General features: G+C 41.2%; 22 protein-coding genes. 16 read left to right on the forward strand and 6 right to left on the reverse strand.

The genetic code is table 11. From position 1 onward, the window contains the following. The 4 genes from ISP07_RS15555 to ISP07_RS15570 all read left to right on the forward strand — a co-directional run bounded on the left by ISP07_RS15555 (position 1) and on the right by ISP07_RS15570 (position 3,182). A complete protein-coding gene (locus ISP07_RS15555; RefSeq protein ID WP_209328146.1) occupies positions 1-837 on the forward strand; it encodes a segregation and condensation protein A in 837 nt (278 codons plus the stop codon). A gap of 74 nt (positions 838-911) precedes the next feature. Then, a complete protein-coding gene (locus tag ISP07_RS15560) occupies positions 912-1,763 on the forward strand; it encodes a GNAT family N-acetyltransferase (protein WP_209328147.1) in 852 nt (283 codons plus the stop codon). Positions 1,764-2,047: 284 nt separating this feature from the next. Continuing rightward, entirely contained in the window at positions 2,048-2,602 is a 555-nt protein-coding gene (locus ISP07_RS15565; protein WP_209328148.1) for a cytochrome b, read from the forward strand. A 1-nt stretch (position 2,603) separates the two neighbouring features. Continuing rightward, positions 2,604-3,182 (forward strand): YceI family protein, encoded by a 579-nt coding sequence (locus ISP07_RS15570; RefSeq protein ID WP_054552925.1) that lies wholly within the window; start codon positions 2,604-2,606, stop codon positions 3,180-3,182. 61 nt (positions 3,183-3,243) lie between these two features. Here ISP07_RS15570 and ISP07_RS15575 read toward each other — a convergent pair whose 3' ends face one another. Both ISP07_RS15575 and ISP07_RS15580 read right to left on the reverse strand, forming a co-directional pair. Continuing rightward, positions 3,244-4,107, reverse strand: coding sequence for a hypothetical protein (locus ISP07_RS15575; RefSeq protein ID WP_209328149.1), 864 nt, complete (start codon positions 4,105-4,107; stop codon positions 3,244-3,246). 113 nt (positions 4,108-4,220) lie between these two features. Then, a complete protein-coding gene (locus ISP07_RS15580) occupies positions 4,221-4,388 on the reverse strand; it encodes a hypothetical protein (RefSeq protein ID WP_165381452.1) in 168 nt (55 codons plus the stop codon). Positions 4,389-4,750: 362 nt separating this feature from the next. Here ISP07_RS15580 and ISP07_RS15585 point away from each other — a divergent pair, with 362 nt between their 5' ends. The 6 genes from ISP07_RS15585 to icd all read left to right on the forward strand — a co-directional run bounded on the left by ISP07_RS15585 (position 4,751) and on the right by icd (position 15,046). Beyond that, positions 4,751-5,326, forward strand: a complete 576-nt coding sequence (locus tag ISP07_RS15585) for a hypothetical protein (RefSeq protein ID WP_209328150.1) — start codon at positions 4,751-4,753, stop codon at positions 5,324-5,326. Between the two features lie 45 nt (positions 5,327-5,371). Further along, a complete protein-coding gene (locus ISP07_RS15590) occupies positions 5,372-6,319 on the forward strand; it encodes an acetoacetate decarboxylase (protein ID WP_209328151.1) in 948 nt (315 codons plus the stop codon). A gap of 2 nt (positions 6,320-6,321) precedes the next feature. Continuing rightward, positions 6,322-8,553 carry an NAD(P)-binding protein gene (locus tag ISP07_RS15595; RefSeq protein ID WP_209328152.1) on the forward strand — a complete coding sequence of 744 codons (2,232 nt, stop codon included), beginning with the start codon at positions 6,322-6,324 and terminating at the stop codon, positions 8,551-8,553. A gap of 142 nt (positions 8,554-8,695) precedes the next feature. After that, positions 8,696-10,960 carry a TonB-dependent receptor gene (locus ISP07_RS15600; protein WP_228290646.1) on the forward strand — a complete coding sequence of 755 codons (2,265 nt, stop codon included), beginning with the start codon at positions 8,696-8,698 and terminating at the stop codon, positions 10,958-10,960. Between the two features lie 37 nt (positions 10,961-10,997). Beyond that, complete coding sequence (locus ISP07_RS15605; RefSeq protein ID WP_209328153.1) at positions 10,998-13,679, forward strand: 7TM diverse intracellular signaling domain-containing protein; 2,682 nt, start codon at positions 10,998-11,000, stop codon at positions 13,677-13,679. Positions 13,680-13,771: 92 nt separating this feature from the next. Further along, positions 13,772-15,046, forward strand: a complete 1,275-nt coding sequence (gene icd / locus ISP07_RS15610; protein WP_209328193.1) for an NADP-dependent isocitrate dehydrogenase — start codon at positions 13,772-13,774, stop codon at positions 15,044-15,046. Here icd and ISP07_RS15615 read toward each other — a convergent pair. After that, complete coding sequence (locus tag ISP07_RS15615) at positions 15,043-15,486, reverse strand: hypothetical protein (protein ID WP_209328154.1); 444 nt, start codon at positions 15,484-15,486, stop codon at positions 15,043-15,045. The genes icd and ISP07_RS15615 overlap by 4 nt on opposite strands. A 111-nt stretch (positions 15,487-15,597) precedes the next feature. Beyond that, positions 15,598-16,545, reverse strand: coding sequence for a LysR family transcriptional regulator (locus ISP07_RS15620; RefSeq protein WP_209328155.1), 948 nt, complete (start codon positions 16,543-16,545; stop codon positions 15,598-15,600). A gap of 105 nt (positions 16,546-16,650) precedes the next feature. Between ISP07_RS15620 and aceK the strand changes: the two genes are divergently transcribed. The 4 genes from aceK to ISP07_RS15640 are packed head-to-tail and all read left to right on the forward strand — an operon-like array spanning position 16,651 to position 20,207. Beyond that, positions 16,651-18,480: a bifunctional isocitrate dehydrogenase kinase/phosphatase gene (gene aceK / locus ISP07_RS15625; protein WP_209328156.1), complete on the forward strand. Its 1,830-nt coding sequence runs from the start codon at positions 16,651-16,653 to the stop codon at positions 18,478-18,480. A gap of 49 nt (positions 18,481-18,529) precedes the next feature. Further along, positions 18,530-18,922, forward strand: a complete 393-nt coding sequence (locus ISP07_RS15630) for a hypothetical protein (RefSeq protein ID WP_063704600.1) — start codon at positions 18,530-18,532, stop codon at positions 18,920-18,922. 8 nt (positions 18,923-18,930) lie between these two features. Then, positions 18,931-19,893 (forward strand): zinc-binding dehydrogenase, encoded by a 963-nt coding sequence (locus ISP07_RS15635; protein WP_209328157.1) that lies wholly within the window; start codon positions 18,931-18,933, stop codon positions 19,891-19,893. Positions 19,894-19,946: 53 nt separating this feature from the next. After that, positions 19,947-20,207: a DUF2999 family protein gene (locus ISP07_RS15640; protein ID WP_054561248.1), complete on the forward strand. Its 261-nt coding sequence runs from the start codon at positions 19,947-19,949 to the stop codon at positions 20,205-20,207. 58 nt (positions 20,208-20,265) lie between these two features. On the opposite strand, the gene ISP07_RS15645 is transcribed toward ISP07_RS15640, so the two are convergent. Then, entirely contained in the window at positions 20,266-20,472 is a 207-nt protein-coding gene (locus ISP07_RS15645; RefSeq protein ID WP_209328158.1) for a helix-turn-helix transcriptional regulator, read from the reverse strand. Next, a complete protein-coding gene (locus tag ISP07_RS15650) occupies positions 20,473-20,931 on the reverse strand; it encodes a hypothetical protein (RefSeq protein ID WP_209328159.1) in 459 nt (152 codons plus the stop codon). Between the two features lie 186 nt (positions 20,932-21,117). Between ISP07_RS15650 and lepB the strand changes: the two genes are divergently transcribed. Next, the gene (gene lepB / locus ISP07_RS15655) at positions 21,118-21,777 is read left to right on the forward strand and encodes a signal peptidase I (RefSeq protein WP_054552940.1); all 660 of its coding nucleotides are present in this window, start codon (positions 21,118-21,120) and stop codon (positions 21,775-21,777) included. Between the two features lie 83 nt (positions 21,778-21,860). Next, positions 21,861-22,676 carry a hypothetical protein gene (locus ISP07_RS15660; RefSeq protein WP_228290647.1) on the forward strand — a complete coding sequence of 272 codons (816 nt, stop codon included), beginning with the start codon at positions 21,861-21,863 and terminating at the stop codon, positions 22,674-22,676. Positions 22,677-22,703: the final 27 nt, after the last annotated feature.

Genomic DNA, 22,703 nt, shown 5'->3' on the forward strand with positions numbered 1-22,703 from the left:
TTGACTAGCCCAGAGCTTGACGCGCCAGATAATTTACAAGAGCCAGTACAGCAAAAGCTGCCACTGGCTTTTTTGCATGGCAAAGCAGTGGTTGATAAACCTGAAGATTTATATATTCCCCCCGATGCGCTAGAGATCATTTTAGAAACCTTTGAAGGTCCTCTCGATTTACTTCTGTACTTAATCAAAAAACATAAACTCGATGTGCTAGAGCTCTCTATTTTTAGTATTACTGAGCAATACGTGAGTTATGTTGAAATGATGAGCGAGTTTCAGCTTGAGCTGGCAGGTGAATACCTTGTGATGGCGGCGCTATTAGCACAAATTAAATCACGATTATTATTACCAAAACATGAAGAGATTGAAGAGGAAGAAGACCCACGAGCTGAGCTTGTCAGACGTTTACAAGAATACGAACAATTTAAAAAAGCCGCCGAAAATCTTGATGAAATTCCTCGCGAAGGCCGCGATATTTTTGTTGCCGAAGCACTGGTGCCAGAATTCAGTGAGCGTGAGGTACTGTTACCTGACGTTGACATGAAAGACTTGTTAGTTGCACTAAGCGACGTTATGGCCCGAGCCAAAACATTTGAACACCATCATATTACCGCAGAGGCTTTATCAACCCGTGAACGGATGAGCTTAATCTTAGATAAACTCTCAGAGGCTCAATCACAGTTGCCTTTTAATACTCTTTTTACGGTAGAAGAGGGCAGAAGTGGTGTTGTAGTAAGCTTTATCGCCATGTTAGAGCTGGTGAAAGAAAACCTGATCAGCTGCTTTCAGGTAGATGCCAATAGCCAGATTTATGTTGGTTTGGTGGAAGAAAGCGAATAGCTAGAAGTTAATGGTTTTAAGCAGTAAGTTTTAAGTTAGCTGTCAGAGTAGACTGAAAAATATAAGGAAAGCAGATGCAAAGTAAACATTTTACAATCAAAACCATGACCAAGAAGGAAGTCGAACTCATGATTGATTGGGCTGCAGCAGAAGGTTGGAATCCAGGCCTTAATGATGCAGAGTGTTATTTTGCAGCTGATCCTGAAGGGTTTCTGGTTGGTTTTCTAGACGATGAACCTATTGCTACAATTTCTGCCATTAATTACCACGATGTATTTGGCTTTATTGGCTTCTACATTGTTAAACCTGATTACCGAGGCAAAGGCTACGGAATACAAATTTGGAATGCCGCGTTAAAGCGCCTTGAAGGGTTGAATATTGGCCTTGATGGTGTGGTGGAGCAGCAAGAGAACTACAAAAAATCTGGTTTTAATCTGGCTTATCGCAATATCCGTTTTGCAGGAATAGGTGGTGGTAATTCACCGCAAAATGCAGACATTGTTGATCTTAATACTGTGCCATTCGAAATTATTGACGCATATGAACAGGCTTTTTTCCCAGTAAATAGAGCAAACTTTACCAAAGCATGGTCAAGCCAACCCCAGTGCAACGCTCTGGGCGTAATGCACAATGGGGAACTGGCAGGATACGGCGTAATTCGCAAGTGCCAGAACGGCTTTAAAGTTGGCCCCTTATTTGCCGACTCACCAGAATTGGCTGAATCTTTGTTCCTTGCTTTAAAATCTAAAGCGAGTGCATCCGACGCTATTTTCCTTGATACACCAGAAATTAACCAAGCTGCTGTTGCTTTAGCACAGAAGTACAACATGCAGGTGTCGTTCGAAACCGCCAGAATGTATACCGGTGAATGTCCGAACTTGCCATTAAACCGTATTTTCGGTGTTACTTCTTTTGAAATCGGCTGAGTTTATTGGGTTGAGTGATTAAACGGTTGTGCGTAAAACTCAAAATTTATCACGTTAAGAATTAGACGCTTTTATCAACGAGTATTCATAATATTGCTAGCACCTAGCACCTAGCACCTAGCACCTTCTGTCTTTTTCCTTTCCACTTTCCCCTTACTACTTTCACCTTTCTCCTTTGACTGGGTGTGCATATACGCACAGAAGCTGTTCGTTTTACGCTATTTTCATTACATCAATCCTAAGCTAAGCTGTACCTAGTTTCACGATTCTCATGGGAAATGAGTATGTTAAAGAATTCAAAGTCAAGTTATGGCTGGGTGGCCATCTTAGTGCACTGGTTAATGGCACTTGGAGTGTTTGGTTTGTTTGGCTTAGGCGTATATATGGTTGAGCTAACCTATTACGACGCATGGTACAAAGGCTCTATGGACTTACATAAAAGCGTTGGCATTACCTTAGCGGCATTACTGTTGTTTCGTTTTGGTTGGCGATTGTTAGGCACCCAACCTGAGCCTGTTGCAGGTAGTTCAAAAGCAATGAATCTAGTTGCTCACTCAGTTCATAAACTAATTTATTTAGCTTTAATCGTCATTGTGACATCAGGCTATTTAATCTCTACGGCTGATGGCCGTGCAATTGAAGTATTTAATTTATTTGCTGTACCGGCATTACCAGAGTCGGTCGCGAACCAAGAAGATATTGCAGGTAAAATTCACTTTTATGCCGCGTATGGGCTAATAGCTGTGGTTGTTTTACATGCTATAGGGGCACTAAAACATCATTTTATCGATAAAGATAAAACCTTAATTAGAATGATCAAACCATTGAAGGATGATTAATATGAAAAAATTACTATTAGGCACAGCACTAAGTGCTGCACTTTTCTCAACAGCTAACGCAAATGCAGCTGACTACGTTATTGATACAGACGGTGCACACGCATTTGTAACTTTTAAAATTAAGCACTTAGGTTACAGCTGGTTACATGGTCGTTTTAATACTTTCTCAGGTGATTTTAGCTATGACGATAAAGCGCCTAATGCATCTAAAATCAATGTAACAATTGATACTAAAAGCATCGACTCAAACCATGCTGAGCGTGACAAGCACTTACGCGGTAAAGACTTCTTAAATGTTGATAAATACCCAACTGCAACATTTAAAAGTACCTCAATCAAGTTTGATGAAGACGGTGACGAAGCAGATGTTACTGGTGAATTTACCTTAAATGGTGTCACTAAAACCATTACTTTTGAAATTGATAAAATTGGTGAAGGTAAAGATCCATGGGGTGGATACCGTGTTGGTTTTGAAGGTGAAACAAGCCTAAAATTAGCTGACTATGGTATCGACTACAATCTTGGCCCTGCTTCTACGCATGTTGATATTGGTTTATTCATTGAAGGTGTGCGTAAGTAAGTACCATAAAACGACTGCCAATCCGCATAACTATGTGGGTTGGTAAACTTAAAAGTGCCGCTTAATGAGCGGCACTTTCGTTTCTATCTTTTAATCTCTTTTCTAAAATTGGCTTTAAATTATCGGGTAACCAGCGAACTAAAACATCATGAAAAGCATCTGTATGCGCTATTTTTTCAAGGGTTTCATCTAATAATTTTGCTGTTTCTTTACCTTGTTCGTTGTTTGTACAACCTATATAACCAACGCTTAGCACTGGTGCTTCAGTAAGTGATAGTTGAGTTAAGTCATCTTCAAAGCCCATAGAGTGCGCTAAATAGTAATGCTCGCTTGGGTAGCCAAGTAATATATCAATGCGCTTCTTATGCAGCATATAAGTTAAGCTTGCGAGTGTATCTCTGCCGGGGCGTGAGATAATATTAGCGTCATGGCTTTCGTTAATCACGCTATCTATATCGGCGCCAAACGAGCGGCTCATTGATACCCCTAATGCCAAGTGTTTTTCGTTTAATAACGATTTTAAAGACACGGGTTTTGTCACGTCTAACTTAAGTTTTGTGGCTAACTCTTTACGTATGGCAATGGAGGGTGATAAACCCACTGTTGAAGTGTGCTCTGTAAACTGAATATGCTGCTTACGGTGCTCGCTTTGATATAACGACAGCATACAGTAATTGTTGTGTGGGTTTGATAGTTCATGCACGGCGCGACTGGCTGGCAATAGGGTGCGTTTAAATGAAACCTCTGGCAGAAATTGCTCTAGTAATTTGATCACACTTTCGTCACGACCAGTTCCTTCATATTTGTCATTCATGATGTAGTAGGGAGCAAAATCAACCATGATCCATTCGATTGACTTCGGTTGCTTAGTTGCCGCAACGGGGAGGCAGAAAAGTAATAGTAAAATAGAGCACGTAAAACGCATTTTTACTACCTATTTGTGGGCTTAAAATATAAGTGTAGCAGGAATTTAGCTATATGCAGGCTGGTGGTGAAAACTAAAACGCCAGCTTGTTGGCTGGCGTTTATCGGTAGGGTTTAGTTGGCTTTTAACCACTTCACAAATTGGCGTGCATCACTGGCCTTTTGGAAGATGGCATTTTTTAAGCCCTGCGTGTCACTAAAAATTACACGCTGTTTATTTACCGAGATTGATTGCACTGGATGTGCGATCTGGATCAAAGATCCGTTGTATTTATATGACATAATAAAACTCACTCTTTCTTTTGTCAGTGTCTGTAGAGCTTTAAAAGGCATTTAAAAATACAGACCGACATTTGTTGTCTTGCTAACAGTGTTGACTAAGTTTGTGACAGTTTGGTGATGATTTGAAAATTCATCAAAATGTCATTTAGCAAACAAGTTGCAAGTATTTATACGAATATGCGGGAATTACTGGATCAAGGTAAGGGGTTAACCGCGTGGTTTCTAAAAACCAGACAAGTAGATTACTGTAAGAATTAACTAAGCGCAAGGTTTATTTTTTAAACATCAAAAATAATCTCTGGATGTTTAACAGAAACAGGCGTATTGTGATTAGGCACAAAATAACAATAAGAAGTATGCTTATGAATTACCTTTTGGTGTCAGATATATTTGGTAAAACAGCGCATTTATCGCTGCTTGCCCAGCAGCTTCGAGGTAAGGTGAGTCTTTGCGACCCTTACCAAGGAGAAATTCAGCTCCCTATAAATGAGCAGTTTCAATACCAGCATTTCTTAACACAATGCGGCCATGATAGTTATTTTGAAAAAGTACATTTAAAAATGGCTACTATTCGTCAGCCAACCACGATTATTGCATTTAGTGCAGGCGCTGCTGCCGTTTGGCGAGCTCAAGCAGAGTTAAAAAATTCATTCATTAAAAAAATTATTGCCTTTTATCCATCCCAAGTCAGGCATCATCTTGAGCTTGAGGCTAACGTCCCTTGTCGATTTATTTTTCCTCACAGTGAAGAGCATTTTGATATTAAGCCTGTGGTTGCTTCATTAAAAAGCAAAGCAAAGGTGAGCTGTGAAATAGCCGACTTTGGTCATGGTTTTATGAATCCGTTATCTGAAAATTTTAATCAGTTTGGCTATCAGCAATTTACAGAACAACTGTTAAAAGAAAGTTGTCATCTAGAAGTTACCACCAACCATTAAAAACTAGTCTATAGTCATTACTAAACAATAATATAAGTAATAACTATGACGGACCAAGCAAATTACAGCCATTTCTTATCTAACCCGGTTGCTAAACCACCTTGTCGAATGATCAATGCGCAAATGTACGGATTTTTTGTTGCAGGGTGTGAGCAAAAAATGCAGCAGTATGTTGATGCAACTTTAAATTTACTAGCAACCGAATCAACCTCGTTTAATGTGTTAGGGAGTAATTGTTTACTTACCTTCACTGATATCGAAAAAATCTCTTCGTTAACGCCACCTTTTTCAGATCATGGCTGGATGCAAGAAACCGATATTATTATTTGGCTCCCAGTCGCAAAAATGCAAGGTGGTGACATTAGTCATTTATATTGGTATCCGGCATTTATTAGCGTCAATAACATTTATGCTTTAATTAATGGCCGAGAAGCCTGGGGTTATAATAAATACCTCTGTGAATATCAAATGCCTGCGACTGTGAGTGATGCGGGCGCCTTTAGCATTTCTTTAGAATGTTTTGATGTGTTTAACCCAGACTCTAAATTAGCGATGCATGAGCTATTAACCATTGAGCAAACGCAGGCAAGCACGAAGGAAAACCTACTCGATAACTTATCGCATTTTTCTAAACACGTGACAGATTTATTTGATGCGCAAATTCAAGGCATTGATTTATCACTTCTTAAACAATTATTAGACGGGTTTATTCATCCGCAGATGGATCAGATTTTGTTTAAACAATTTCCCGATGGCCAAGGAGATAAAGCCGTTTATCAAAGCGTGGTTCACTCACCATCGTTAATCAAAAAAATTCACCAATTAAAACTTTTACACAATGATTTTAGTTTGGATGTAAAAGCCCTTGCGAGCTTTCCTCTGAATGACATGTTTGGCATTGCACTTGGCAAACAAGCGGTTCATTTACCCTTTTACGTCAATATGGACTTTGACCAGCTTGGCGCAACACAACTGTTACCGGTACAGGGGTAACCATGGAAAAAGAAAAAATTACCATTGTCGGTGGCGGTGTTGCAGCGATGACCGCGGCAGTGTATTTAACCGAGCAAGCTAATTGGCAAAGCCAGCGCGAGATTACCATTTATCAACAGGGGTGGCGCCTTGGTGGTAAAGGGGCGAGTGGCCGAAACGCCCATTTTGGACAGCGAATTGAAGAACATGGTTTACATGTTTGGTTTGGTGCCTACGTAAATAGCTTTCGCACCTTAGAAGGGGTGTATAACGCACTCAATCGACCAGCTAGTTGTTCATTGGCTACTTGGCAGCAGGCATTTAAACCACACAGTTTTATTGCTTTACAAGAGTTTATTGATAACGAATGGCAAACTTGGCCGATAGATTTTCCTACCGTTGAAGGGAACCCCGCTGATGGCAGCCTAGATATAACAGTGTGGGACTTTGTCACCATGACATTAGCATGGCTAAAAAAATGGACCGAAGGCATTGAGCATGTTTGTCAGCAGCAAGATGCTAAAACCACTTTAGTGACAAAAAAGTCACGGGATCAATCGTTACTCAACCACATGTACCAAGAAATCAAAGCAGACATTGATACCCATTTAAATGGCGCAAAGCAGTTTATTGATGATATTGAAGCAGGCGCAACTGAAATTGCCTCGAACCCACGAACATTGATAACTCATTTGCTGCAGTTCACCGAAAAGCAGGCCACTCATACAGATAAACAGGCCGATCGACTGGTGATTTGGTACATCGTCAGAAAGTTAAAACGTTGGTTTAAAGACCAAGTTATTGATTTGCTCGATGACAACCCAGAACTGCGCAGACTTTATATTTGTGCCGATCTTGCGATTGCAATGCTCACCGGGTTGATTAAAGACAAAGTATATCGCGACGGTTTTGGTGTCATTAATTGCTACGACTTTCGTCAGTGGCTCGAAAAAAATGGTGCTAACAAAACTTACAGTGTCGATTCAGCGCCAGTGCGTGGCTTTTATGATTTGGTGTTCGCATACCCTAAAGGTGACTTTAATAAACCCAATGTTGAAGCAGGCGTTGCCGCCCTTGCCATGTTACGTATAGGTCTTTGTTATAAAGGCGGCGTGATGTGGAAAATGCAAGCTGGGATGGGCGATGTCATTTTTGGGCCAATTTATGAACTTTTAAAGCAGCGCGGCGTTAAGTTTAAGTTTTTCCATCAGTTAACTAACTTAGCTGCAGGGCAAACTGACCAAGGTGAACAGCTGGTAAGTGAAATTGAGCTTTGTCAACAGGTGAGTTTAGTTGGCCAAGATTATGACCCGCTCATTGATGTAAAACAGCTGCCATGCTGGCCAAGTGAGCCTCTGTATGAGCAAATCAGCTCTGAACAAGCGCACTTATTACAAGAATATCAAATCAATTTAGAGTCATTTTGGAGTAATTGGCCTGAGGTGTATCAAGAGCACTTTGGTACCCCATTGCCAACAGTGACACTTCGCCATGGTATTGATTTTGACACACTTATTTTAGGTGTATCGGTTGCCTCACTTGAACACGTGGCCCCTGAACTTTTAGCTATAGATTACGCGCTCTCACAACAAGCTACAAAAGTACAAAGTGTAGCGACTCAGGCTTGCCAAGTATGGTTGAATAAAACCGACCAACAACTTGGCTTTACGCAAACCAATGCCGCTCATGAAGGACCTATTTTAAGTGGCTTTGTTGAGCCGTTTGATACCTGGGCGGCAATGGGCAACTTGCTCGATAAAGAAGATTGGCCAAGTGAAAATGCGCCCGTGAACATTGCCTATTTTTGCAGTGCATTTAGCTGCGAAAACTATCCACCTGCCAGTGCTCATCAATTCCCAGAGCAAATGAAAGCCGAAGTAAAATCAAATATGCATAATTTGTTTAGTGCAGATATGCGGCCACTTTGGCCTCAAGCCTATATTGATAACAAATTTGATTGGCAGGTTTTTTACAGTGATCCGCACAGCATTTTACCTGCTCTCGAGCAACAATACTGGCGCGTTAATGTTGATCCCAGTGAGCGCTACGTCTTATCTGTGGTTGATACAAGTAAATACCGCCTAGCTACAGATGGCAGTCAGTTTGTCAATTTGCGCATCACTGGCGATTGGATAAAAACCGGTGTTAATGCTGGCTGTGTTGAGGCTGCTGTAATGGCCGGTATGCAAACAGCGCGGGCAATATGTGGTTGGCCAAGCGAAATTAGCGGAGAGCATGCATTCGAAAAAAGTTAGGGTGAGCAAAGTTATAAATAAGTATGCGTATAAGTCATGAATTTTCATGATTTATATGCGACTTTAATCTATTGTTTGGTCTATACTTACCACTAAATTACAACAATTTAACAAGTTTCCCTCTTTTAAGGTCTAAAAGCCAATGAAGCGTCCTTTTTTTAAAGATCCTAAATTTATAATGATGTCGAGCACCAGCTTGGCAGCATGTGTAATGGCAAGCGCTGTTGCACAAGGAGCTGAGACTGAAAAAGACATGGAAGTTATTAGCGTTTATGCACAAAAGCGTCCGCAAGCAATTGAAGATGTGAGTGTAGCGGTAAGCCAAGTGGATGGCGAAATTTTAAAAGCTCAGCATTTTAAAGATTCAACTGAAATTGGCTTGTTTGCGCCAAATGTTAAAATCACCCAAAACGCCGCAGAAGGGACGCCTCCCGCTGTGAGTATCCGTGGGGTGGGGTTACTTGATTACAATACGGCGAATACCTCACCTGTTGCTATGTATCTTGATGGCGTTGCGGTGGGGTCTGCTAATAATCAAATTGTTAACTTGTACGATATTGAACAGCTCGATATTTTACGCGGCCCGCAGGGTACCTTGTTTGGTCGTAATTCTACCGGTGGTGCAATACTTATACGCTCAAATCGCCCTGAGTTTGATAGCTATGGCTCGTTGACATTAGGCGTTGCCAACAATAATGCCACCAGCGTTGATGGTATGTGGAACCAGCAACTATCAGGTTCCAGTGCATTACGAATTGCGGTTAACTATCAAGACTACGAATACTCAACAAAAAACACTTATGCAGACTCGCCAACAGCAGGCATGGAGCAAAAAAATGCCCGTGTGTCTTTTTTGTCCGAGTGGGATGAGGTTGATCTTTACCTGCAAGCGCATATTGAAGATTGGGATGGTATTGCCCAGCCAGTTGGTAGTATTGGTATTGTCGCGAACCCTTTAACTGGTGAGCTGTGTTCACCAGCAGATGCGGGCTCAACACGCTGTTTTGATAACTTTGGTTTTAATGATGGCAGTGATGACTTCTTTGCGGTGAGCGTCAATAACGACTCACCTCATAAATCCGATGGCTACGGTTTTATTGCTGAACTGAATTGGCATTTAAACGAGCAAAGTACATTTACTTCACTGTCGAGCTTTAACGATTTAGAAAGAAGCCACGCTTTTAACTGCGATGGCTCCCCAGCTCGTTTGTGCGAAGGGGTATTAGGGTTAGATACCCAACTATTCAGCCAAGAATTCAGGTTATTAAACGAACTTGCTGATTACACACTCACCAGTGGTATTTATTTTGCCAATGAGACAATTGAGCAAGATAATTTAAATGATATTTTGCGCGATTTCCGCGGCATTTTACCGACAAACTTAACCGCGACCTTTATCTACGATAACGAAATCAAGATGCAAAATTTGGCTGTATTTAGCCAAATTGAAGTGCCTGTCGCAGATAAATGGATGATTACAGCCGGTCTTAGATATGACTATGAGTCACTTGAGTATGACTCAATCGCCACCTTAAATGCGGTGGTTGATGTAAACGACTTAGATGGGGTACTGGTACCATTTTATCGTGTTACCGATGAGCAATCGGATAACGGTTTTACCGGGCAATTTGCCGTTAATTATCGCTATTCAGATACAAGCAATCTTTATTATCGTTTTGCTAATGGTAGTAAAAGTGGTGGCTACAATGGCGGCTTTTTGTCATCCGAAGAACAAGCAATCTTGGCAAACTATGGCAAAGAGCGCTTAAATGCCCATGAAATTGGCTTAAAGTCGTTCTGGCCTGGGAAGCAACTTAGAATGAATTGGGCGGCGTTTTATTATGATTATAACGACCAACAAGTGTTTATGAACCAAGCGTCAGAAACACCGCAAATGCCCCCAGTGCAATTACTTGAAAATGTGGCTGATTCAACTATTTACGGCCTTGAAACTGAAATTAATTACCAAGCAACTAAACAATTAGCCATGCTACTTTCAGTAGGCTATATCCCTCATGCTGAATTTGAAGAATACGTTGATCCACTTGGTAATAGTATTACCGATAACCAACTACCATTTACTTCTAAATGGAATGTATCAGCGGGGTTAAAATACGACACCAGCTTGGCGTCGTATCCGTTATCGGCCAACATTATTTACGATTATCAGTCTGAGTTTTATTTTGACCAGAACATGAACCCATATGCCCGCCAAGACGGTTTTAGCATTGTTAATGCGCATCTAAAATACGATGTTGAAAATTGGTCATTTACTTTATGGGGCAAAAATTTATTTGATACTGAATACAGTCAGTTAAAGTTCGATTTAAGCTCGTTCCTAGGCATGCTTGAAGACTTTAAAGGGGAAGGGCGTCGCTATGGCTTTGATGTTTCACTGCAATTCTAGTCGTTGCCATCTCCACACTGGTACAGGGGTTTTGTGAATGCGGTTTAAGCTGTATTTTAGTACTCTGCTGTTTTTGTTGTTATTAAGTGTTTCGGCTAATGCACAAGAGACGTTTGTCTACACCGATGCTGTGGCTGATCAAAATCTTCATGATGTCGGTGATGTGTTTACGGCGAACGATAATATGTTCCCGCAATCGGTGGCTGAAATTGATACTTGGCGAGCCAGCAAAAAGCCACAGTCTCGAATAAGCTCGGTTGGTGGTAGTTATTGGTTAATTGTTGAAATTGAAAATCAAAGTGATATCGAAGATTTAGTGCTCTATCCGTATAACACCTTGGTTTCAAAAATAGAAAGCCGCATTTACGATATCACTGATCCAACAGCCCCCATACAGCACTTTGTAACGGGTGGTAAAGAGCCAAATCAGTTTGCATTCCACTATGGTAATCGCTTGTCTCTTGAGAAAGGCAAGCGCTATACGCTTATTACCTATTTTGAAAGTGACTACTTTTATACCCCTGCAAAGCTAGTATTAACGCCATACCAAGATTATTTTCAGAATATAACCGTTGAAAATATGGTCATGATGCTCTGCTTTGGGGTGGGTATTGCGCTTGGCTTATATAACTTATTAATTTATTTGGTTTCCCGTGATGTGACACATCTTTACTATGCATTATTTACTGCATCTTGGGTGTTTGCTTGGAGCCACTTTTTCCATATTTCGGATCAGCTATTTGGTTACTATAATCCTCACCTTCATTGGCTTGGCTTTGCGCTCACGCCATTAACCAATATTCTGTTTTACAACAACTTGCTTAAACTCAAAGAGACATTTCCAAAACTGGCGCAATTATCATTGATGGTGGGTGTGATCGCGACCTTGGGTATACCGTTTTGTATTTTATGGCCAAGCTTTGGTTTTTATTGGTCAACGTTAGTGACGGGCGTTGCTTTATGTTTAGGCTTATACATAGGTATTCGCTGTATGCTTATTGGCTTTAAGCCAGCGCGATATTTTGTGCTTGCTTACATAGCCATGATGCTACCGAATATGGTGGGTAATTTAACGAATTTAGGCTTGCTGCCAGCAACCTCCATTAATTTATATTTATTGGGTTTGATAGGCACCGCTATGGACGCTATGTTGCTTGCGTTTGCTGTGGCCGATAAGTTTAGACTGCTTCACGATGACAACGTAGAGCTCAACAAAAATCTAGAAGAAAAAGTCCATTTAAGAACGTTGGAGCTTGAAGAACTCGCCTCAGAGCTTCGCGATGCAAATGAGGCTAAAAGCCGTTTCTTAGCGAATATCAGTCATGAAATTCGCACCCCAATGACGTCAATCATTGGTTATGCAGATGGCATTATGCTCGGGGATATTAAGCCCCATGAGCGCAACCATGGAATTGGGGTTATTTTGCAAAATAGTCGTCATGTTCTTGGATTAATTAACGATATCCTCGATATGTCGAAGATTGAAGCTAACAAGCTCGAAATTGATTTAGTCGAAACAGACTTGTTTGCCACGATTGCCAATATAGAGTCGCTCATTGGCAAGCAAATTCGCGATAAGGGCTTAAAGTTCAGTGTCGATTATCAGTTCCCATTACCAGACTACTTGATTACCGATCCGAGTCGATTAAGGCAAATCTTATTAAACTTAACAACCAATGCCCTTAAGTTCACGCAAGTGGGGCGTATAACCTTAACTGTGAGCTGTCACAACGATAAGTTGTCAATTAGTGTAAAAGATACTGGCATTGGTATGACTGAAAAAGAGCAGCAGTTGTTATTTAGTGCTTTTTATCAAGCTGATTCGAGTATTTCTAGGCAGTATGGAGGTACCGGGCTTGGCCTTAATATTTCCAAAAGCCTTGCTAAAAAGTTGGATGGGGATATCAGTGTTAAAAGTAATGTGGGTTCTGGCAGTGAATTTATTTTCACTATGTCGGTGTACACCACAGATAATACTCGTTGGCTCAATGACATGAGCGAAGTGAAGCTAGTTGAAACCTCACCGTTTAGTAAGCTTGATGCGCCAGAGAACTTAAAGGGCAGGGTATTACTTGCCGAAGACCACCCAGACAACCGACGTTTAATTGCGCGAATATTAGAGCGGATGGGACTGACGGTGACCACCGTGGAGAATGGTAAAGACGCAGTGCAAGCAACCCTCGAAGACTGCTTTGATCTTATTTTGCTTGATATTCAAATGCCGATAATGGACGGTCAAGAAGCATTAAAAATGATGCAAGCAACCGGGGTTACAGCGCCGATAATTGCGCTAACAGCGAATACTATGAAGCATGAAGTGACGCGTTATATGAAGCAGGGCTTTAATGATTTGATTGCAAAACCAATCGATAGAAATGCCTTTAGTCATAAAATTGCCAGTTATTTAGAATGCGATGAGTTAGCAGATATAAAGTTGCCTGAAAAAGAGTTTCAGGCATTAAAAAATGATTATATAAAAGGGTTAGAGACACAGTACAAAGAAATGCTAGAACAATATAAAAAAATGGATTTAGAAGGGTTCAGCAAAAATGTGCATATGCTCAAAGGTGCAGCGAATATGTTTGAATGTGAAATGCTGTATGTAAAAGCAGTGGCTGTCGATACGGCCTTAAAAGAGGATACTGTAACCTTGGATACCCAGTTAATTGGCTCATTATTTAATGCGATGGAAAATGAATTTACCAAGGTAACCCATTGATTGTTTGAATAGCGGCTATTTATTTGTAAGCACAGACAAATTAGCTATTTCTTGATATTAATATTGTTAAAACTCTTTGCTGGGAAGGCATGATGCAGTATCAACATATTTCAGTCCCCCCGAACGGCGCGCAAATTACGATTGATAGTAAGGGCCAATGGCATATTCCTGATAACCCGGTTATTGCTTATATTGAAGGCGATGGTGTGGGTCAAGATATTAGCCCGGTGATGCGAGATATTGTCGATGCTGCGGTGAGTCATGCTTATCAAGGTGATAAACAAATACATTGGATGGAAGTGTTCAATGGCGAAAAAGCGGCAGCATTATACGACGGCGACTGGTTCCCGCAAGAAACCCTGCATGCCGTTAGACAGTATAAAATTGCCATAAAAGGGCCGTTAACAACCCCCCTTGGCGGAGGCTTTCGCTCATTAAATGTGGCTCTTCGTCATGAGATGGACTTATTCGTTAACATGCGGCCCATTCGCAGTTACCCGCATTTACCTTCTCCTTTAAAAGAGCCTGAAAAAACCCAAATCACAGTAATACGCGACAGCTCCGAAGACGTTTACTCCGGCATTGAGTGGCAGGCTGGCAGTATCGATAACGAGCGTATGCTTGATTTTCTGTGCCAAGAAATGGGTGTCACCCGACTTCGTTTTGATAACCAATGCGGTATTGGTATTAAAAATAGCTCGAAAGAGGCGGCAGAGCGACTAATGCGTTACGCCCTTAACTTTGCCCTTCAAGAGCACAGTGAATCACTGACTGTGGTGCACAAAGGCAATGTATTAAAATTTACCGATGGTGCCTTTAAACGTTGGGCATTTGCCCTAGCAGAGCAAGAGTTTAACGCTGTAGCGCATGAAAATGGTCGTTGGTTAGTGATCAAACGAGACAATCAAGATGATTTAATCATCAAAGAAGTCATTGCTGATAACATGCTACAACAAGCGCTACTCACCCCAGAGCAATTTGATGTGGTGGTAACAACCAATCAAAACGGCGATTACTTAGCTGATATGCTAACTGCACAAGTCGGTGGCGTGGGCATTATGCCTGCGGCAAACTTAAATAATGAAGTGGCCTTCTTTGAACCGACTCATGGTACATTTAATCGCATCGCCGGGGAAGACAGTGCAAATCCAACAAGCAGTATTTTAAGTGCGGTCATGATGCTACGTTTTATGGGTTGGCACGAAGCGGCGAATAAAATAGAGAAAGCCCTAGAAGAGACGCTTAGCGCAAATGAAATGACGTTTGATTTGGCTAACTTAGTAGCCGATGCGACGATGCTTAGTTGCAGTGATTTTGCAAAAAGCATCATCGCGCGAATAAGTAACTCAAATAATGAACCATATTAAGCGGCATTGGCGCTTTTAACTGAGTAGACACATGGCTTACCTGTTAACAGTGCTGCACGTTGGTAAATGTGCTCTGCACCAGGTTCGTTGCTTGTCATGCCTGTTAATGTATCCATTAACGCAACCACTAAAATAGCTGGTACTTGGCAGCAGTATTCATCGAGCACTGCAGTTGTTGTTTGTGCATCAACATGACAATGCGGGTGAGTACGTACTGTGCTATACGCTTTTAACAGTGTGTCTGCTTGTAAAACATCATCATCATGATGTTTAGTTTTACGACATTGGCAACCAAACTCATCAACCATGGTTGCCAGTGTTTGGTAAATTTCTTCGCAAGCTAAATCGCTTTTTTTACAAAGCTGCTGCTCGATGAATGAGTGTAATTGACCATTGATGTAAAGGCCGTCCTGTTGAGTGAATTGCGCTGAAGTTTCCATAATCATTTTCTCTTTGTTTATGTGCTTAACTTCACTCTAGCCCTTCACTCATTATTTATGAAATTGTTGTTTTCAATAACTGATATTGATTCAATCAATATTATGTTGTTTTTAGCGATCAGCCACCGTACCGGCAAAGGCGAGTAGCTCTCTGCGCAGCCATTGGTGCGGGTTTGCGTGGTGTAGCAAAGGGCTCCATAACATTTTTACTTCAATAGGAACTATTTGAAATGGCACCTGACTTATTACCAAATCAGTGTGTTTTGCAAGTAACATGGCTTGGCGGCGGGGCAATGTGGCTATGAGTTGAGGTGATTGGCAAAGGAGGCTCGCCACCATGTAATGGCGGGTGAATACACGAATATTGCGGGTTTGTTCTAGTTGCCATAATGCCTCGTCGACCCAGCCAAGTTTTTGGCTGCCTGATTTATTTGTTACTGCGGCTTCTACGCCCCAACCAGCCCGATTTACCCAAATATGTTCTTGTGCAAGGTAGCCTTCAAGGTTTTGTTGTTGTAAGTAAGGGTTGTCTGGGTGTGTTAAGCAGCAGTAATTGTCGCGCCATACACTGGCTTGGTGGAATGAGCGGGGCAGGCCGTTAAAGCGGTTAATGGCAAGGTCGATGGTGCCTTTTTCCATATCTTGAAGGTTAACATCGCTTGGGCTCAAAATATCAAAGTTAAGCCCCGGGCTTTTTGCTAGCTGCTTGGTGATAAACGGCGCAATAAGGGTTGATTCAAGGTAGTCGTTTGCCATGATCCGAAACGTAATATTCGCGGTGCTCGGGTCGAATACCTCACTTGGCTGAGTAATTTCTTCAGCCATTTTTAACAGTGATTCTATTTCAGGTTTAAGGCTGAGCGCTTTTGCGGTTGGCGTCATTGTGCCAGCGGCTCTCACTAATAATGGATCATCAAACAAATCTCGCAAACGCTTAAGGGCATTACTCATTGCAGGTTGAGTCAAAGCTAGTTTATTGGCGGCTTTAGACACACTTTGTTCGTCAATGAGGACATTTAAATACACCAATAGGTTGAGGTCGACGTGCCTAATATTCATTTGATCAATCTTATTTATTATCTTTATTAATTACCTAAATTAAAGCGCGCTTGCTATTGTGTGTAAACAAGGCGACTAAAATAATCAGCATAAGCGATAAAAATAATGCCACAGCAAAGTTCACATTTGGCTGTTAAATCACACAGCGAACAGTTAAATCAGGTCGTAGCGACTAAGCTTGCCCGTGCGGTGTATGCTGGCTTTGAGGCTATGTTTGCAGAGTTTTTAAATATTACCCTTGGTGCACAAAGTCGTTTTGAACAGCGCCAGTGGCATCAAGTTCAAGGGGCTATGAAATCGCGATTGCAAGTTTACGAAGGGCAAGTCAAAAAGGTAAGCCAAGCGGTAAAAATTATTGCTTATAGCGAAGTAGACGACCCAGCGCTTTGGTTATTAGCCAAACAAATATACGCAGAAATGGTGCAAAGCCATGAAAACCAGCCCATTGCTCATACGTTTTTTAACTCAACCTTCGGTGCAATTTGGGACTCACGAAAAATTCGCAATGTGCACTTGTTTGTACTGAAAGCACGATATCAACTGGGGCCAAGACCCTTTGATTCACTGGTAAGCCGTATTTCCCTGCAAAATGGCTTTGAAAGTGCGATTAGTAGCTTGATCAAGCGCCATGTGTTTCGGTCACAATACGCTGATTTTTCTAATGATGTTACCATGTTACAGCGCACCTTGATTGCTGGAGCGAAACAGCAGTGCCCACAAGTTTATGAGTTGCTTGCACTTAACGACGGTTATATTGAATACGCTAATTCATTGTTTTTCAGAAATAAAGCCTGCTACATCATAGGTCGCTGTATTGCTAAAAATGGCGATAATATGCCATTTGCGATTGCGCTATTAAACAGTGAAAAAGGGTTGCACATTGATGCTGTGATGATGGGAGCTGATCAACTCAGCTTGCTGTTTGGCTTTGCGCGTACTTATTTTATGGTCGACACTGACCAACCCGCCCGATATGTTGATTACCTCAGTGTTTTAATGCCTCATAAGCAACGTTTTGAGCTGTTTAATGCCATAGGCTTTATCAAACACGCGAAAACCGAGTTTTATCGTTATAAAGTTGATACCACCCGTAATAGCCCCGTTGACGATAAATACACACTTGCGCCGGGGACGCCGGGCATGGTGATGCTGGTATTTACCACCCCAGGCTCAGATTATGTGTACAAGGTAATAAAAGATAAATTTAGTGCGCCAAAAACGGCTACCAAACAGCAGGTGATGGCTAAATACGATTTTGTCAAACAAGCCGACCGAGTTGGCCGGCTAGTCGATACCCACGAATTTCGTTATTTAGCGTTTGATTTAAGCCGATTTAGTGATGAGCTTATACAAATAATGCAACAGCAAATTGGTGACAGCCTTGTGATTTCGGGTAATGCACTTATTTTGCGTCATGTGTATGTAGAGCGCAAAATGACGCCGCTTAATTTGTATATCAACGACTGTGATGAGCGAAAACTGCAGCAAGTAATGGTTGATTACGGTAAAGCAATAAAAGAGCTTGCGGGGGCTAATATCTTTCCCGGTGATATGCTGATGAAAAACTTTGGTGTAACTCGTTGGGGAAGAGTGGTGTTCTACGACTACGATGAAATTTGCCCTATGACAGAGTGCCAATTTAGAGAGCTGCCCAAAACCGAGGATTCATTAGATGAACTCAGCAGCGAAAGCTACTTTGATATCGCAGAAAACGACGTATTTCCGAGCCAGTTTAAAGTATTTTTTAGCGCCAATAAGCGGGCGTTTGATCACTTTAATGTTGCGCATCAAGATATTTTCACCGCCACAATGTGGCAGCAATTACAAACAGCTATAAACGATGGACAATTGCTTGATGTTTATCCTTATAAGCAGTCTTGGCGCTTTTCTTCGATGAGAGCTCAAATGAAAAAATCTCAATCTATAACTGTTTAATAGAAACATAGTGTTAGCGTATGCTGTTTAAAAAGCTAAGGAACGCACTATGAAAAACACACTGTTATTATCGAGTTTATTTATTTCGTCTATGGTAAGCGCCAATCCGTTATTAGGTAGCTGGCAATTTGTTGAAGGCAAATATGCAACCAATGACGGCTATGTGACGGCAAAAGCGCCAGAAATAACCTCAGTTAAACTGATTACACCTAGTCATTTTAGCTATATCACCCAAAAGCAAGGCAACTTTCATTATGCTGGTGGCGGCAAATATGTTTTGCAAGACCAGCAATTTATCGAAACTTTTTCCTATGGTAATGTACCTTCACTACTTGGTAAGACCATGGCATTTGATTACAAACTAGAAGGTGACTTGTGGCATCACACCTTGTATGAAAATGGCAAATTAGTCGAAGCTGAGATCTGGCAACGAATTAAATAGAAGGTGATATGCGTTATATTAAGCACGAAGATTCAAAGTTACATTTTGCGCAAACAGATAAACCAGTTTTAAAAGATAACGAAGTTCTTATTGCTGTTGCAGCAATAGGCGTTAATCGTGCAGATTGCTTACAGCGACAAGGTAAATACCCAGCCCCAAAAGGTGACAGTGAAATTTTAGGGTTAGAATGCGCCGGTACCATTGTTGAGCAAGGTAGTGCAGTATCCGGTGACTGGCTGAATAAACGTGTTTTTACCTTGTGCGCGGGCGGTGCTTACAGCGAGTATGTTGCCGTTGATGTTGCACAAGTGATGCCGTTACCAGATGAAATGACAATGGCAGAGGGTGCTGCTATCAGTGAAGTATACTTAACGGCTTTTTCTGCCTTATTTCAATTTGGTCAGCTAAAAGCGGGGCAAACGGCACTGATCCATGCGGGAGCCAGTGGTGTCGGTGGGGCGGCAATTCAAATGGCAAAACGCGCGGGTGCTCAAGTGGTGATCACTGCAGGCAGCGATGAAAAGTGCGAACATGCCAAGCAGCTTGGCGCAGACCATACCATTAATTATAAAACTACCGACTTTGTAGAGTATTTCAAAGCCAATAATTTACAGGCCAATACCATTGTTGATCCTGTCTCAGGACGCTATTTAAATAAAAATGCTGCCGTTGCAGCAATGGATTGTCAAATTGTGATGTTAGCCTTTTTAGATGCGCGCTTTGCTGAGGTTGACTTTGCAAGGCTGCTTAGCAAACGTATTTCCTTTCATGCATCAACCTTGCGTAACCGTTCAATTGAATTTAAACGTGATTTAAAAGAGCAGTTTATATCGCGCTTTTATGATGACTTGGTCAACGGGCTGTTCGATTGCAATATCTATAAAACCTTAAATTGGCAAGAGGCCAATGAGGCTCACCGTATTTTAGATAACAACGAAAACTCGGGAAAAGTGGTGATGTTAGTTGAATAACATCAATTTGCCCATATTATTGGTTTTATTAGTAGTTAAAAGTAAAGGTGAATATGAACCCTATTATTGCAATGCTCAAAGAGCACAATGTAAGTGACGAAAAAGTGCGTGAGCTGTTTCAAGCGTTTATGGAAAACCCAATGATGGCAATGGGTCTGGTTCAACAGTTAGGTATTCCACCAGAAAAGCTTCAACAGCTGATGGCATTAGTGATGACACAGCCACACCTTATTAAAGAAGCAGCTGAATCAGTAGGTATCAGTGATGATGAAGTTGAGCAGGCCAAAGCGCAGTTCAAAAATCAGCAGTCATAAAATTAAATGATACGAATATAAAAAAGGTTAGTTCTTTGGCTAACCTTTTTTGTTGGTCCTATTTATACGAAAACACATCGTCCAGTTTTTTATCAAACAATTGAGCAATCTTAAAAGCCACCTCGAGCGACGGTGAGTATTTACCTTTTTCAATTGCTACTATGGTTTGCCTTGAAACCCCAACAGCCTCTGCCAATGCTTGCTGCGTCATTTCATTATGATGAAATCGAAGTTCCCGAATGGTATTACTGAGCTGTTTTGTCATCTAGCTGTCTCTTCGATATAAATACGCTTTGCTGGCAATAGTAATAATTTCACTGACTAAAAAACCAATAATAAGAAAGTGCATAATATTATATAGATCTGAGACCTCAGGTAACAGCATGCGTCCAGATACGCGCTCAATTTGCGTCGCTAAAAATACACATATTAAGATAGTTGCAGAGCAGAACCAGTGACCAAGCTTGGTGCTTTTTAGGTCAATGAGCTTATCACGCTCATCATCCCCTAAGTCTGCTTCTTTGTGTTTAATACCAGCAAGTACAGATTGCATAATTATCTCTAGGATCACCGCAACTACGACAACCCTATAAAAATAAGACACCATGGTCTCTTGGCTAAGGGCACCCGCGGCTTGTAGTGAATTAATACCTAACAGGTAATAGCTTAACAGGCCTATGGTTACCACCAAGGTGCCCCAAATTGTCATTTCTTTGTAGCTCATTTTCTTCCACTCTATGTAAAAAATATTTGACTTGATGTTAAGTAAACTACTCATTGCTTGCTGTGTCAAATATTTTTAACATCATGTATGGTATTTTTATCATTGACGCATTTCGTTACATTTAGTTAAGAACTAATTTGTTCCGCTCAGACTCCTAATGACACAAACAATAAATAAGGAACGAACATGAACTGGCTTTTAAAAGTATGGAAAAATAACCGCTCATTGATTTTATTTATCTGCTTGATGAGTGTGTTTAGAAGTGCAGTGGCTGATTGGTATGAAGTGCCAACAGGTTCTATGAATCCGACCATCGTTGAAGGGGACCGTATTTTAACGGATAAAATGGCTTATGATCTGCGTGTACCATTTAGTCATATTTCGCTAATGCGTACTGATGAGCCAAAAGCCGGCGATATTATTGTATTTGATTCTAAGGCTGCAAATAATCGCTTAATAAAGCGTGTTATTGGCGTGCCGGGAGATACAGTGACTTTAGTCGATAATAAATTGATCATTAACGGTAAAGCGCTTGATTATTTATTAGCTGATGACAAGCAACAGCAGCAAACACTCATTGAAAATCTTGCCGGTGTTCAGCACGCTATTCAGGTATCAAAAACGCCCTCGGTGATGCAGCATTTTGCACCTGTCGTAATTCCAAAGGATATGTATCTAGCGATGGGTGATAACCGAGACCACAGTGCAGACTCGCGAGTGATTGGGCTAGTGCCTCGCAGTGAGTTATTAGGTAAAGCTAAAAGAGTTATAGTGTCACTCGATTATGATGACTATTACTTACCTCGAAAAGAACGGCTTTTACATGATTTATACTTAGCACCCTAGATAAAAATCGTACAAAAATTGGCAGTTTAGCGTTTTGTGTTTCAATATTAATGACATAAAAATAATAAGCCAAAAGGTAAAGTATGATAAATGATAAGTTTGCGAGATTAATTCGATCTTTTTTGTTACTCGTCTTTTCAATTAGCCTCATTGCATGTGGTTCGAGCTCAGAAAACGAATCTACAAAAGTTGATGACACTAACAGCTCAACACCGGGTACAGGTGTTGAGCTTGTCGATAATAGTGGTAGTGCTGACTATCATATTATTATTTATGGCAATAGCCATAGTGCTAGGATAGGGGATTTGCTTGAACAGCTTATTTCCAGTGAGTTAACCAACGCTCAAGTTTCAACGCTTACTGTCAGTGGTCGCTTTTTAGATGAAATAGTGAACACATCGGGCAATGTTGAAAAGCTACAACAAGCCAATTGGAGCCATGCTATTTTTCAAGGTCAAAAGTATTCTCAGTCTGGCTCTGTTAATTATTCTACAAATGAGGCTGAGCGATTAATTGCCAGTGCAAAAGAGCTGAAAATAACGCCTATTTTGTTTCCTGAGCATCCTCAGCAAGGCGACAGCAAAGAGGGGGAGCTTGTCTATCAATTGCATTTGTCGATTAGCGAAAAAGAGACAAGCTGTGTTGCACCAATCGGCTTAGTTTGGGACAAAGCAATCGCCGCATTACCGGAGCTTAATTTTTACAGTGCAGATGGTAATCATGCATCAAACGCAGGGCACTTACTGACCGCGATGACTTTTTATGAAGTTATAACAGGTGAGCTTGCAGATACCCTAGCTTACAATGCTGCTTTTGCGATTACCGAACAGCAACACCAGCAGTTTGGGCAAATAATTACACAAGTGCTTGCTGAATATCCTGCATGCCCCAGCTCTTAAGCTAACAACATTAATCTAAAGCATTCA

The sequence above is a fragment of the Pseudoalteromonas sp. PA2MD11 genome (assembly GCF_017808125.1).
In the GTDB taxonomy this organism is placed as follows: domain Bacteria; phylum Pseudomonadota; class Gammaproteobacteria; order Enterobacterales; family Alteromonadaceae; genus Pseudoalteromonas; species Pseudoalteromonas simplex.